Below are 12,413 nucleotides of genomic sequence, written 5' to 3'. Positions count from 1 at the left end.
GGCTCTATGTGTCCCCTGAAATCCGCGCGCGCCACATTCGAGGAAGCATTTTGGACGCTTCCGTCAGACAAAGCGCGTTAAGAATCGGAAAGGAAAGTCCTCCTTCCCGATCGGCCGCTGTTTCTCGCTGGATTGTGGCTATTTTACCCGATCATCTGTAGCCAGGGCAACACGATCAGCAACAATCCGGCAAAGTAGATTACGCCGAAGATCAGCCCGAACTTCCAGAAGTCGCTTTTGCCGATATAGCCGCTGCCGTAATACATCGGCGCCGGCCCGGTGGCGTAAGGCGAGATCACCCCCATCAGCCCGAGCGAATAGACGCACAGCAGCATCAGGGTCTGCACCGACAGGCCGGGAATGCTGGAGCCGACGGCGAGCACCACCGGCAGCACGGCGGCGGTATGCGAGGTGATGCTCGAGAAGAAATAGTGGATCCAGAAGAAGAATGTGACGAGCAAGATCATTCCGACCAGCGGCGACGTGCCGGAGAGCGGTTTCGCATAACCCTCGGCCACCCATTTGATGAAGCCGATCTCGTTGAGACCCGACGACAGCGTGAGCAGCGAGGTGAAATAGAAAAATACCTCCCACGCGCTCTTCTCCGCGACGATGTCCTCGAATGCGATCACGCCTGTGAGCAGCATGAGCGAGATCACGACGAACACCACCGTGGTCGCGTTGATGAAGTTCGAGCCGAGCAGCGGCACGCTGATATTGGGATTGGAGCCGCAGATCCACAGGAACATCGCGAGCACCACGAGCACCGCCATGATCCATTCGTGCCGCGACGGCGGCCCCATCTTGGCGAGTTCGCCCTCGCTCCAGGTCACGATCTCCGGGCTTTCCTTGATCTCCGGCCGGCAGACGGCGTAGCTCAGCAGCGGCACCAGCAGCAGCAGAAGGATGCCGAGCGGCGCGAAGCCGATGAACCATTGCGACCAGCCGACCTCGATATTGACGAGCTTCTTGGCGATCGAGAGCGCGGCGGCGTTCGGCGCCAGCGCGGTCAGAAACAGCGAGCTGGTGACTGCCGTGGTCGCAAACGCCGTCCACATCACGAAGGTGCCGATCTTGCCCGCGGTCGGACCGGGCTCGGAGCCGTAGATGCGCGGGATGTTGCTGACGATCGGATAGATGGTGCCGCCCGAGCGCGCGGTGTTGGAGGGCGTCGCCGGCGCCAGCACCAGATCGGAGAACGCCACCGCATAGCCGAGCCCGATGGTGCGGCGGCCGAGCCCGCGCACCAGGAGCAGCGCCAGCCGGCGGCCGAGCCCGCTCTTGCGATAGCCGATCGAAAACACGAAGGCGCCGACGATCAGCCATACCGTGCTCTCGGAAAAGCCGGCGAGCATCCAGCGCAGCGACTTGTTCGGGTCGGGTTCGACATAGCCGCCGACCCCGGCGACCGTGAGGCCGATCAGGCCGACCGCACCGACCGGCATCGATTCGAGGATCAGCCCAGTGATCACCGCGGCGAACACCGCAAAATAGTGCCACTGATTGGCGTTCAGCCCTGACGGCACCGGGACCAGATAGATCACCAGCCAGACCAGCAGCGGCGCAAACGTCCGCCATGACGATTTCATGCAGCGTCCCCCTCACCCGTGTTGATTGTCAGGCGCGCGAGCCGCCATGTCCCGGGCGGCGGCGCCATCTTTTTATGACAATGTAGCATGGCCGCGCAGTCCGTCTCGGGAAACTGCGGCGGAATGGCGCGGCTTGTGGAGGAACCGGCGCGTTTCGTCAACACGTCGCGACCCCGTGGCAGGCCCCATCGCAAGACGGCCCGCGCTTTGCTATCTTCGCCGACATGACCTCACGCGACTCCGCCTCCTCCGAGATCACGCCCGAGGTGCTGCTGCGCGCCTATGCCTGCGGCATCTTCCCGATGGCGGAGAGCGCCGACGATCCGACCCTGTTCTGGGTCGAGCCGGAATTGCGCGGCGTGATTCCGTTCGACGGCTTCCGTGTCGCCTCCCGCCTGGCGCGCACCGTGCGCTCGGACGTGTTCACCGTCACCGTCGATACCGCGTTCAAGGCCGTGATCGCCGGTTGCGCGGCGCCGCAGCCCGGCCGCGACGACACCTGGATCAACAAGCGGATCCGCGACCTCTATGTCGGGCTGCACGCGTCAGGCCATTGCCACAGCGTCGAGGTCTGGCAGGACGACAACCTGGTCGGCGGCCTCTACGGCGTCAGCCTCGGCCGCGCCTTCTTCGGCGAGAGCATGTTTCACACCACGCGCGATGCATCGAAGGTAGCATTGGTGCATCTGGTGGCGCGGCTGATCGCGGGCGGGTTCGAACTGCTCGACACGCAATATGTGACCGAGCATCTGAAGACGTTCGGCGCGGTGGAGATTTCGCGCCGCCGTTATCGCGCGCTGCTCGACAAGGCGATCGCTGGCGCGCCCGCGGAATTCCGCAAGCTCGATGCCACGCAGCCGGTCAAGGGTGCCGACGCGCTGGCGATCATCGCCGCGCGCAATTAAGGCCTCATGTCCCGGACGCGGTGCAGCGTGCAACGCTGCTCCGCAGAGCCGGGACCCATCTCAACTCGTCGGAAGGTAGGCCGCGGCTCAGCAGCGCATCGCTTGGCGCTGCGCTGCGTCCGGGGTACGAGACCGCGCCTAGTTTCCGAACAATCCGCCGAACAATCCGCCCGGCCGCTGCTGCTGGGGCGGCGGAGGTGGCGGCTGCTGCTGGTATTGCGGCAGCGGTTGCGGCGGCGGGCGCGGCGCGGCCTGCTTCGGCGGCGCGCGCTTCTGGGCCGGCGGCGGAGGCGGCGTCGGCGCCTTCGGCGGATCGGGCGCGGCGGTCACGATGGTCTGGTCCGGCCCTTTGCAGTCGGTCAGCCAGATGTCGTAGATCGGATGCTCGACGCCATGCAGGCCCGGGCTCGCCGCGAACATCCAGCCGGAGAAGATCCGCTTCACCTCGCGCTGCAGCGTGATCTCGTCGACCTCGACAAAGGCGTCGGTGTTGGCGGCTTCCGTCGACGGCCGCGTGTAGCAGGCATCGGTCTTCACCCGCAGCGCGCCGAACTGTACGGTCTCGCCGATGTCCTCGTCGAAATTGATGATGCGTCCGGTGATCTTGTCCAGGCCGGAGAAGCTCGCCTTCTTGTTGGTGATCTTGGTCGACGGCGGCTCCTGCACGACCTCATCGCCCGGCTGCAACGCGGCAGGCGTCTGCGGCGGGGTGCCTTGTGGAGTGCCCTGCGGAGCACCCTGGGGCGTCCCCTTGGGCTGACGCTGCCCCGGCGGCAGGCCCGGCAGCGGATTGGCGCCGGGCGGCGTGTTGGCAACGGCGGGCCCGCCGGGCTGCGGCGGCTGCACGGCAACGCCGGGCGGAGCGACGGTGCTGCCTGGCGGCGGCGCCAAAGGCTGCGACTGCACGCTGCCGGGCGGCGGCACCGCCTGGCCGGGCGGCAATGCCCGCGGCTGGGTCGGCAACAGGCGGCCGCGCGGCAATTCCGGCACTTCCTCGTCGTCATCGCTGGGCGGCGCCACCTGGCCACGCGGAATCGAGCCGGGCGGACGCGGCGCGGGATCGGAGAAAATCGTTCCGATCTGCGCGCGCGCGGGCGGCGCAAGCGAGATGGTTGAGGCGGCAACCAAGGCCGCAAAGCCAGTCAGGGCAATGGTTCGAAGCATCTCGCGGGCTTTAAAGGGCGAATCGGGCTCGCGACAGTTTACCTTGATATCGGCCGCTCGCAGGCCACCGGTTAACACGCCGAATACGGCGGGGAAAGGGCGCGCGGACGCCCGTCCCCGGCTCGCCGGCCAAGCCCGGTTCAGCCTCTGGTCACCTCCGGGAACACGTGTGATAGTCCTCACGCTGAAGGCGCGCGGCACCGCGCGAAAACCTGAGAAAATCCGGATCGAACCGGACCAGCCAGAGGAAACCCAAACATGCCAGATCGCATCAGGCTCGACGGCCGGGTTGCCGTCGTCACCGGGGCTGCCGGCGTCATCGGAACCGCCACGCTGCAACTGCTTGCCGAACGCGGGGCGCGGATTGTCGCAGTCGACCGCAAGGAGGCCGACCTCAAAGCCGCCATCAAGGATCTGCCCGCCTCGGCCGAGGCTCTCGCGATCGCCGCCGACGTCACCGATGAGGACGAGGTCAGGGACTATGTCCGCGCCGCCGTCGACCGCTTCGGCACCATCGACGCCTTCTACAACAACGCCGGCATCGAGGGCGACATCAGGCCGATCCCGGAATATTCGCTGGAGAGCTTTCGCCGGGTGCTCGACGTCAATGTCGTCGGCGTCTTCCTCGGCATGAAGCATGTGCTGCCGGTCATGCTGAAGCAGAACAAGGGCAGCATCATCAACACCGCCTCGATCGCGGGCCTGATGGGATCGCCGATGATCGCGGTCTACAGCGCCAGCAAGCATGCGGTGATCGGACTGACCAAGAGCGCGGCCTGGGAATGCAGCGGCACCGGCGTGCGCGTCAATTGCGTCTGTCCCGGCATGATCGAGAGCCGGATGCTGAGCACCATCCTGCAGGGACGTTCCGGTGGCAACGCGCCGCCGCCGGTCGAGAAGATCGTCGACCGCATCCCGGCGCGCCGGCTCGGCCTCGCGAGCGAGGTCGCCTCGATCGTCGCTTTCCTCGCTTCCGACGAGGCGAGCTACGTCTCCGGCTCCGCCTACACCGTCGACGGCGGCCGCACCGCCGCCTGACAGTTCAGTTCAGCATCACAAGAAGGTTCGTTGCCTATGCCCGTCGTTCTCGATCCCGATGCCGCCGCCGTCTACAAGGCCTTCCAGGAGGCCGGCCGCCCCGCCTATGAATCGCTGACCGCACCGGAAGCGCGCGAATATTATCGCGCCGCCCGCGTCGTCTCCAATCCCGAGCCGCCCGCGCTTGAATCGAGCAAGCCGCTTGCGATCCCGGCGCCGCACGGCGCCATCCCGGCCCGCATCTACACGCCGAAGACGCTGCGCAAGACCGACGGGCTCGCACCGTGCCTGGTGTTCTTCCACGGCGGCGGCTGGGTGATCGGCGATCTCGATACCCATGAGGTGGTTTGCCAGAAGCTTGCCCATGAGGGCGAACTGATCGTGATCTCCGTCGACTACCGGCTAGCGCCCGAGCACCGCTTCCCGGCCGCGGTGGACGACGCCGTCACCGCGACCAGATGGGTCGCCGCCAACGCTGCGGATCTCGGCATCGATGCGTCGCGCCTGATCGTCGGCGGCGACAGCGCCGGCGGCAACCTCGCGGCGGTCGTTGCCCTCACCGCCCGCGACAGCGGACCGAAGCTCGCGGCCCAGCTGCTCGTCTATCCCGCAACCGATTTCTCGCGAAAACATCCCTCGCATCGCGAGCCCGAGACCAGCATCCTGTTGACGCATTCGGTGATCGGCTGGTTCGGCGACCATTATCTCGGCGATGCCGACAACAGCGACTGGCGCGCCTCGCCCGCGCGCGCGAAAAGCTTTGCCGGATTGCCGCCGGCCTATGTGCTGACCGCCGGCGCCGATCCGCTGCGCGACGAAGGCGACGAGTACGCGACATTCCTCAAGGACGCCGGCGTACCTGTGACCTACCGGCATTGCCCCGGCCAGTTCCATGGCTTCTTCACCATGGGCAAGCTGCTCAACCAGGCCAATGTCGCGGTGACCGAAATCAGCGCCTGGCTGAAGACGCTGGGCTAGCGATCGGATCGGGGGCGACGCGCTTGCAGCGTCGCCCCTCGAGGCTCAGAGCGGATGGGAAGCGAAGCTTGCGGCGTTAGCGCGCCTTGAAGTTCCCCGCGCCGCGCGATAGTGCGGCCGGACGCGCTTTACGCCACCGGGCACTCCAGCCATCGAGATCGTCTTGCTCACGCCCATCCTCGTCTACGGTATCCCGCTCGATTTCATCCTGTTCGCGCTGACGCTGCTCGGCGTCGCGATCCTCCATCACCATACGCTCGCCGTGGCGTTGACCGGCCTTGCCGCGATCGTCGCCTACAAGCTGATATTCACAGGCTTTGCGAAATTCGGCGCGGGCCTGCCAGGTCTCGTGCACCACATGGAGCATGAGTGGGTCACGCTCGCGAACCTGTTCCTGCTGTTGATGGGATTTGCGCTGCTGTCGCGGCATTTCGAGGAGAGCCGAATCCCGGACGAGATGCCGGCGCTGCTGCCCGACGACTGGAAGGGCGGACTGATCCTGCTGGTGATCGTGTTCGTGCTGTCAGCTTTCCTCGACAATATCGCGGCGGCGCTGATCGGCGGCACCGTCGCCCGCCACGTGTTCCGCGGCCGCGTCCACATCGGCTACCTCGCGGCCATCGTTGCGGCATCGAATGCCGGCGGCGCCGGCAGCGTCGTCGGCGACACCACGACCACGATGATGTGGATCGACGGCGTCAGCCCGCTCACCGTCGTCGACGCCTATGTCGCGGCCATCGTGGCGATGCTGGTTTTTGCGGTGCCGGCCTCGCTGCAGCAGCACCGCTATTCCCCGATCGTGAAGAAAGCGCCGTCCGGTCTCGCGATCGATTGGCCGCGGGTTGCGATCGTCGCAGTGATCCTGCTCGCCGCGCTTTCGGCCAATGTGACCGCCAATCTGAAATTCCCGGCGCTGCTCGACGCGCTGCCCGTGCTCGGGCTCGCGGTCTGGACCGCGATCCTCGTCACCTCGCTGCTGCGGCGGCCGGACTGGTCGGTGATGCCCGAGACGCTCAAGGGCACCGTGTTCCTGCTCGCGCTGGTCACGGCGGCCTCGATGATGCCGGTGGAGAAGCTGCCGGCCGCATCATGGCAGACCGCGCTCGGGCTCGGCTTCGTCTCGTCGGTCTTCGACAACATTCCCCTGACCGCACTGGCACTGAAGCAAGGCGGCTACGACTGGGGCTTTCTCGCCTACGCGGTCGGATTTGGCGGATCGATGGTCTGGTTCGGTTCGTCCGCGGGTGTTGCCGTGTCCAACATGTATCCGGAAGCCAAGTCGGTGGTCCGCTGGATCACCCAGGGCTGGCCGATCATGGTGGCCTACGTCGTCGGCTTCTTCGTGATGCTGGCCCTGCTCGGCTGGCATCCCGACGCGCCGCATTGATGCAAATGCGGAACTCGCCGTGTTGCGGCGCACAATTGGACTGTCTCAAACTTGTGGAAAAGCGAGACAAATCCGTTGACATTGCTAAACTCCATTCGCCGTAACAACTTATGGAGCGTTCGCATGAGTGTTAGTGCAGAAGTCCTCGCCCGCGCCCCGTTGGAAACGACGGAGGGCGAAATCGACACGGTGAATTCGCATCGACCACGCAGCAACATTCGGCCGCTCTCACCGATGCCGGACTACGTCGAACACCGCAACGGCGTCAACGAGGTGGGCAAGCTATCGGCCGAGGCGGTCGTGCGCGAATACGAAGCGGCGGTGAAGGAGATCGAGGCCCTCGGATCGGAACTGCAATTGGCCGCCAAGAACTGCGAGGTCATGGTGGCGGGTGTCCACGACATGATCGCGGAAATCAAGGAGTTCGCCGCGGGTTACCGCGATCAGGGCAAGCGTTTCTTCCTGCAGATCGAAGCCGTCTCGTTGATGACCACGGAGGTCAGGAATACCTGCGAAGCACTCAAGAAGAAGATCGCGACCGACACATTGAGCAACTGATATTTCGGCTCGGGCAGGTTTCGTGCTCGGCCATCCCTGGATTTTCAGCGTGTGTGCTGATCCTGTGTAGGTGAATGGCTGCGCTAGTCCGGCGCGGCGGAACCGTTAGTTCTTTTCAAGACCAAGTCGTTTGAGATCAGGTTGTTCAACATCTTGCCCCGCCTTCGGCGGGGCGTTTGTGCTGCGCCAATCTCTGCGCGCGGCGTGTCCGCGAATGGGCCGGACCTATTCAACGCACGTCAGATGCGCGCTCGGCCATGTCCGTAGCCGGAGGCAAAGCTGAAATCGGGGACCAACGGTCGCTGAAATCCTTGGCCGGGAGCGCGTCCGCGTCGGAGACGACCACGCCGTCGGTCCGGGGCAGATGCGACCTGATCGTCGCGGCGGTTGCAGTGACAGCCAGCAGCACGACGGCCACGAACCCGGTAATCGTTCGATGCTTTGTCATGTAGAACCTCCTCGGGTCCCCAACGCCCACCTAATGTGGGTCACGGGAACCGTCGCGCCGGTTCATCAGTGCAACGGCAGCATGGATCGCGTGAGATCGGACAACGAGCTTGTCCCAAACTCAAATTGCCGCTGCCGGCAGCGCCTGCGAGTTTGGCGACGGTCCCTCATCGGCAGCTGAGTTCGCTTCATCGGCGCTGCACTATTCGCCGCTGTAATGCTCACTGGCATACGATAAGGCGCCCCGATTTTCACCTGTTGCAATCGCGCCGGAAAGCCAAATTCAGGCCTGTAAGGCTTGTGTCAGCCGAGTTGCCTAGGCTCGTCCGCATGGACCGAGACCTACTCTATTTCCGCACATCGCTGGTTTGGGCGGCATTGCTTGCCGCTGCGCTGGTGTACATTCTCATTGCATAATCCGCCTGTGGCGTTAGCGCCACAATACCGGGAGCTTCCGCACGTCCACGACCTACCCCGCGCGCGATGCCCGGCGCAGCGATTGCGGCGGCTGGCCGAAGGCGCGGATGAAGGCACGGCGCATCCGCTCCGGATCGCGAAAGCCGGTGATCTCCGCGACGCGTTCGATCGCCTCGCCCGACGACTGCACGCGCTGCCGCGCGACTTCGATCCTCAACCGTTCGACCGCCTTCGACGGCGTGGTGCCGGTCTCCGCGATGAAGGCGCGGGTAAAATGCCGCGAGCTCATCCCGGCCTTGTCGGCGAGGTCCTCGACCGTCAGCGGCGCGTCGAGATGCTCACGCGCCCAGGCGAGCAGCGGCCCGAACCGGCCGTTCGGCGCCTTCAATTCCAAGAGCGAGGAAAACTGCGACTGCCCGCCGCTGCGCCGATGGTACAGCACGAGCTGCCGCGCGGTTTTCTGCGCGACCTCGTCGCCGTAGTCTTCGGTGATCATGGCGAGCGCGAGATCGATGCCGGCGGTGATGCCGGCCGAGCTCCAGATATTGCCGTCGCGGACGAAGATCTGGTCCGGCTCGAGCTTGACCTTCGGATAGGTCTTCACGAAATGCGGCGTGCGCTGCCAATGCGTGGTGGCGCGGCGGCCGTCGAGCAGGCCGGCCTCGGCCAACACATAGGCGCCCGAGCAGACGCTGGCGACGCGGATGCCGCGGCTCGCCATCCGCCGCACGAATGACAGCGTGGTCGGACAGGCCGCCGGCGTGCGCACGCCGTTGCCGCCCGCGATGATCAGCGTCGTGATCGCCGCCGACGGCTTGAAGCCGCGCGCCAGCATCTCGACGCCGGACGAAGAGCGCACCGGCCCGGCCTTCACCGCGATCGTCTTGATATCAGGCGGGTTGTTGGCGAAGCGCGCCGCGATCTCGAACGCCGCGATCGGGCCGGCCGCATCGAGCAGCTGGAAGTCGGGAAAGATCAGGATGCCGATCATCTGCCAAATCCTCGCAATGCTGAATCCCCGGAGATGGCGTCGACGTCCGAAAATGAGGGAATTACGCCATTTTGGACAAGAGGCCATCATGGCATCGTGGTTCCGTCAAGCGCTATTTGGAGACCTCCGATGTCCGAACCCCTGCAGATTGGATTGCTCGTCTTCCCGAAGGTGACCCAGCTCGACCTGACCGGCCCGCTGCAGGTGTTCTCCTCGGTGCCCGGCGCCAAGGTGCATCTGATCTGGAAACGGATCGAACCCGTTCCGACCGACTCCGTCATGGTCCTGACGCCGACCACGACCTTTGCCGACTGCCCGCAGCTCGACGTGATCTGCGTGCCCGGCGGGTTCGGCACCGACGACATGGTCGGCGACGAGGAGATGCTCGCCTTCCTGCGCAAGCAGGCCGAGGGAGCGAAATACGTCACGTCGGTCTGCACGGGCTCCCTGGTGCTCGGCGCCGCCGGTCTGCTGCAGGGCTATCGCGCCACCACGCATTGGAGTGCGATCGATTTCCTGGCGGGCTTCGGCGCCATCCCGACCAAGACGCGCGTCTGCGTCGACCGCAACCGTTTCACCGGCGGCGGCGTCACCGCCGGCATCGATTTCGCGCTGACGCTGGTGTCCGAGTTGGTCGACCGCAAGACCGCGGAAGCGATCCAGCTCAGGCTCGAATACAACCCGGCCCCGCCGTTCAATGCCGGCTCGCCCGATACCGCGCCGGCCGAGATCCTCGCCTTCATGAAGGAGCGGATGGGACCGGCACACGCGCGCCGCGGCGAATTGATGAGCCGTGCCGCGGCACGGCTCGGCCACGGGGCGTCCTGATCATTCCTCGCGACGATTGCCGTCGGCCGCGAGCGCAGAGCTTCAGGGGACAACGGGCTCCAATCCCCTGCTCCGTATCGCAGCAACCGCCGCCGGCGAGTGCAGGAATGCGATCAACTGCTCGGCGGCCTTCGGCTCGCCGGCGCCGGCGCTGATGCCGACGCTGAACGTGGTGTAGTTCTGCAGCTCGTCTGGTAGCACCCCTGCGAGCGCAACGCCCTCGACACCGACGATGTTCGGCACGGTAATCACCGTGAGCTCGGCTTCGCCGCGCGCGACGGCATCTACCGGGCTCCGCCCAGTGACAGCCAGGAGCCTCGGCTTCACTTCGCCTTCAATTCCGAGGCGATCGAGCAAGTGAAGAAAGTAGCTTCCGCTTACGCTGTCGCTCGAATAAGCGATCGTTCTCGCCGCCAGCAGCGCTCGCTTGAGGTCATCGACGGAGGCGACCTGAGGCTTCGGCGCACCCGCGCGGATCGCCACACCGGCAGCCGTACGAGCGAAGTCCGATCGCGAACCCGCGGCGATCTTGCCCAGCCGGGCCAGATCATCGAGCGCCGCTGGCAGCAAGACGGCGGCATCGAACTTCTCGCCCGCTTCGATCTGCCGCTTGAGCACCGGCACGCCTTCGAAGGTCAGGACAAGCGTATGGCCGGTTGCGCGCGTGAACGCCGGCGCAAGGTCATTGAAGGCACCCTTCATGGTCGGCGTGCTGAGAACGGCGACCTCGGCCGCACCGCAGGCCGTGGCGCCCATTGCCAATACAAATGCCGTGGCTGCGACGCGAATGTGCCCCATCACCATCTCCTGCGTATCGAGCGGATCCGGGCCAAGACTTCAGGCCCGGAGCTGGAGTCAGCGTGAAAACGGGAGTATCCACAAGATCGATTATTCGACAGGCCGGTAGCTTTTTAGGTACGTCATATGCGCTGGGCCGACAGGGTTGGACGTTTTCTCAAGCCTCGCGACCTCCACGTCTTCATGACGGTGGTCGAGGAGAGCAGCATGGCGAAGGCTGCCGAGCGGCTGGCGATCTCGCGGCCAGTGATCTCGCGCACGATCGCCAATCTCGAACACATGCTCGGCGCGACACTGCTCGACCGCACGGCTCGCGGCGTCGAGCCGACGCTGTTCGGCAAGGCGCTGCTCAAGCGCGGCACCGCGGTATTCGACGAACTTCGGCAAAGCGTCGAGGAGATCGCGTTTCTCGCCGATCCCCAGGCGGGCGAGCTGCGCATTGCCTGCACCGAGGTGTGGGCCGCCGGCCTCGTGCCGGCAGCCATCGAGCGGCTGTCAAAACGACTGCCGCGTCTGCGCGTCAGGCTGGAGCAAGGCACCGCGCTCCATCAGTTCAACCTGCTCCGGGAGCGTCAATGCGAAATCGTGATCTCGCGGCTGCTGACGGAGACGCCGGACTCCGACCTCGACATGCAGCCGCTGTTCTACGAGCCGCTGGCCGTCGTCGCCGGCCCGCAAAGCTCCTGGTCGCGCCGCCGCAAGCTGACACTGTCTGAGCTCGTCGACGCACCATGGATCCTGTCGACGCTGGAAGCGGAACCGGGCTCACCCTTCGTCGAAGCATTCCGTGCCGCGAACCTGCCGATCCCCACCGCAACGATCTTCAGTAACTCGCTACACCTGCGCATCAGCCTGCTCGCCGCCGGGCGCTACCTCACGCTCGTTCCGGGCTCGGCGCTACGATTCGGCCCCGGAGCTGCTCTGCTCAAGGCGTTGCCCGTCGCATTGCCGCGATGGCATCTGCCGACGGCGATTTTCGCCCTGAAGGGCCGAATGCTGAGCCCGGTCGCGCAAGCGTTTGCCGATTGCGTTCGCGACGTTGCGAGGCCGTTTGCCCAAAGCAAGGGGGCGCCCTGACGCCTTCAGCCGGCCTGCGAAAGAAAAAGGCCGCCCGGTTTCCCGAGCGGCCCTTCCTGTCTCACGGTAGCCTCACATTTGCGGGCGATTTCAGGACATCTGCACCGGGGGCCTATCTCCCGGCCGCATCCAACTCGGAGGCCGCTGCTTATCGGGACAGTCGCGATCTGGAGCCCGATCCGACGCGATGGTCTCCCATCTCCGTAAGATGGCTTCATTGAGCCGCGAAGACGCGC

The 12,413-nt window shown here is 65.4% G+C and carries 12 protein-coding genes; 7 read left to right on the top strand and 5 right to left on the bottom strand.

Features of this window, described 5'->3' with window-relative positions:
- Positions 1 to 143 precede the first annotated feature (143 nt).
- On the bottom strand, positions 144 to 1,589 hold the full coding sequence (locus ACOIX3_RS18685; protein WP_420971299.1) for a DASS family sodium-coupled anion symporter: 1,446 nt from the start codon (positions 1,587 to 1,589) through the stop codon (positions 144 to 146).
- Between the two features lie 224 nt (positions 1,590 to 1,813).
- Here ACOIX3_RS18685 and aat point away from each other — a divergent pair, with 224 nt between their 5' ends.
- Positions 1,814 to 2,494, top strand: a complete 681-nt coding sequence (gene aat / locus ACOIX3_RS18680; protein ID WP_092113704.1) for a leucyl/phenylalanyl-tRNA--protein transferase — start codon at positions 1,814 to 1,816, stop codon at positions 2,492 to 2,494.
- Positions 2,495 to 2,632: 138 nt separating this feature from the next.
- Here aat and ACOIX3_RS18675 read toward each other — a convergent pair whose 3' ends face one another.
- Complete coding sequence (locus ACOIX3_RS18675) at positions 2,633 to 3,658, bottom strand: DUF2155 domain-containing protein (protein WP_420971298.1); 1,026 nt, start codon at positions 3,656 to 3,658, stop codon at positions 2,633 to 2,635.
- Between the two features lie 258 nt (positions 3,659 to 3,916).
- Between ACOIX3_RS18675 and ACOIX3_RS18670 the strand changes: the two genes are divergently transcribed.
- The 4 genes from ACOIX3_RS18670 to ACOIX3_RS18655 all read left to right on the top strand — a co-directional run bounded on the left by ACOIX3_RS18670 (position 3,917) and on the right by ACOIX3_RS18655 (position 7,619).
- Positions 3,917 to 4,696, top strand: a complete 780-nt coding sequence (locus ACOIX3_RS18670) for an SDR family NAD(P)-dependent oxidoreductase (RefSeq protein WP_420971297.1) — start codon at positions 3,917 to 3,919, stop codon at positions 4,694 to 4,696.
- A 36-nt stretch (positions 4,697 to 4,732) separates the two neighbouring features.
- A complete protein-coding gene (locus ACOIX3_RS18665; RefSeq protein ID WP_420971295.1) occupies positions 4,733 to 5,674 on the top strand; it encodes an alpha/beta hydrolase in 942 nt (313 codons plus the stop codon).
- Between the two features lie 163 nt (positions 5,675 to 5,837).
- A complete protein-coding gene (locus ACOIX3_RS18660) occupies positions 5,838 to 7,061 on the top strand; it encodes an SLC13 family permease (protein WP_420971293.1) in 1,224 nt (407 codons plus the stop codon).
- Positions 7,062 to 7,184: 123 nt separating this feature from the next.
- A complete protein-coding gene (locus tag ACOIX3_RS18655) occupies positions 7,185 to 7,619 on the top strand; it encodes a hypothetical protein (RefSeq protein WP_420971292.1) in 435 nt (144 codons plus the stop codon).
- A 229-nt stretch (positions 7,620 to 7,848) separates the two neighbouring features.
- Here ACOIX3_RS18655 and ACOIX3_RS18650 read toward each other — a convergent pair whose 3' ends face one another.
- Positions 7,849 to 8,067 (bottom strand): hypothetical protein, encoded by a 219-nt coding sequence (locus ACOIX3_RS18650; RefSeq protein ID WP_420971291.1) that lies wholly within the window; start codon positions 8,065 to 8,067, stop codon positions 7,849 to 7,851.
- A 468-nt stretch (positions 8,068 to 8,535) separates the two neighbouring features.
- Complete coding sequence (locus tag ACOIX3_RS18645; protein ID WP_420971290.1) at positions 8,536 to 9,474, bottom strand: GlxA family transcriptional regulator; 939 nt, start codon at positions 9,472 to 9,474, stop codon at positions 8,536 to 8,538.
- 129 nt (positions 9,475 to 9,603) lie between these two features.
- Between ACOIX3_RS18645 and ACOIX3_RS18640 the strand changes: the two genes are divergently transcribed.
- Entirely contained in the window at positions 9,604 to 10,302 is a 699-nt protein-coding gene (locus ACOIX3_RS18640) for a DJ-1/PfpI family protein (RefSeq protein WP_420971289.1), read from the top strand.
- A gap of 42 nt (positions 10,303 to 10,344) precedes the next feature.
- Here ACOIX3_RS18640 and ACOIX3_RS18635 read toward each other — a convergent pair whose 3' ends face one another.
- The gene (locus ACOIX3_RS18635; RefSeq protein WP_420971288.1) at positions 10,345 to 11,106 is read right to left on the bottom strand and encodes a molybdate ABC transporter substrate-binding protein; all 762 of its coding nucleotides are present in this window, start codon (positions 11,104 to 11,106) and stop codon (positions 10,345 to 10,347) included.
- A gap of 201 nt (positions 11,107 to 11,307) precedes the next feature.
- Between ACOIX3_RS18635 and ACOIX3_RS18630 the strand changes: the two genes are divergently transcribed.
- Complete coding sequence (locus ACOIX3_RS18630; RefSeq protein WP_420971287.1) at positions 11,308 to 12,177, top strand: LysR family transcriptional regulator; 870 nt, start codon at positions 11,308 to 11,310, stop codon at positions 12,175 to 12,177.
- The last annotated feature ends 236 nt before the right edge of the window (positions 12,178 to 12,413 follow it).

This window comes from Bradyrhizobium sp. B120, from assembly GCF_049075665.1.
GTDB lineage: Bacteria > Pseudomonadota > Alphaproteobacteria > Rhizobiales > Xanthobacteraceae > Bradyrhizobium.
This window is presented reverse-complemented; position numbering and strand designations above follow the sequence as displayed.

Coding starts and splice junctions, on each gene's coding strand:
- ACOIX3_RS18685 (WP_420971299.1), bottom strand. CDS start 1,589: ATGAAATCGTCATGGCGGACGTTTGCGCCGCTGCTGGTCTGGCTGGTG.
- aat (WP_092113704.1), top strand. CDS start 1,814: ATGACCTCACGCGACTCCGCCTCCTCCGAGATCACGCCCGAGGTGCTG.
- ACOIX3_RS18675 (WP_420971298.1), bottom strand. CDS start 3,658: ATGCTTCGAACCATTGCCCTGACTGGCTTTGCGGCCTTGGTTGCCGCC.
- ACOIX3_RS18670 (WP_420971297.1), top strand. CDS start 3,917: ATGCCAGATCGCATCAGGCTCGACGGCCGGGTTGCCGTCGTCACCGGG.
- ACOIX3_RS18665 (WP_420971295.1), top strand. CDS start 4,733: ATGCCCGTCGTTCTCGATCCCGATGCCGCCGCCGTCTACAAGGCCTTC.
- ACOIX3_RS18655 (WP_420971292.1), top strand. CDS start 7,185: ATGAGTGTTAGTGCAGAAGTCCTCGCCCGCGCCCCGTTGGAAACGACG.
- ACOIX3_RS18650 (WP_420971291.1), bottom strand. CDS start 8,067: ATGACAAAGCATCGAACGATTACCGGGTTCGTGGCCGTCGTGCTGCTG.
- ACOIX3_RS18645 (WP_420971290.1), bottom strand. CDS start 9,474: ATGATCGGCATCCTGATCTTTCCCGACTTCCAGCTGCTCGATGCGGCC.
- ACOIX3_RS18640 (WP_420971289.1), top strand. CDS start 9,604: ATGTCCGAACCCCTGCAGATTGGATTGCTCGTCTTCCCGAAGGTGACC.
- ACOIX3_RS18635 (WP_420971288.1), bottom strand. CDS start 11,106: ATGGTGATGGGGCACATTCGCGTCGCAGCCACGGCATTTGTATTGGCA.
- ACOIX3_RS18630 (WP_420971287.1), top strand. CDS start 11,308: ATGGCGAAGGCTGCCGAGCGGCTGGCGATCTCGCGGCCAGTGATCTCG.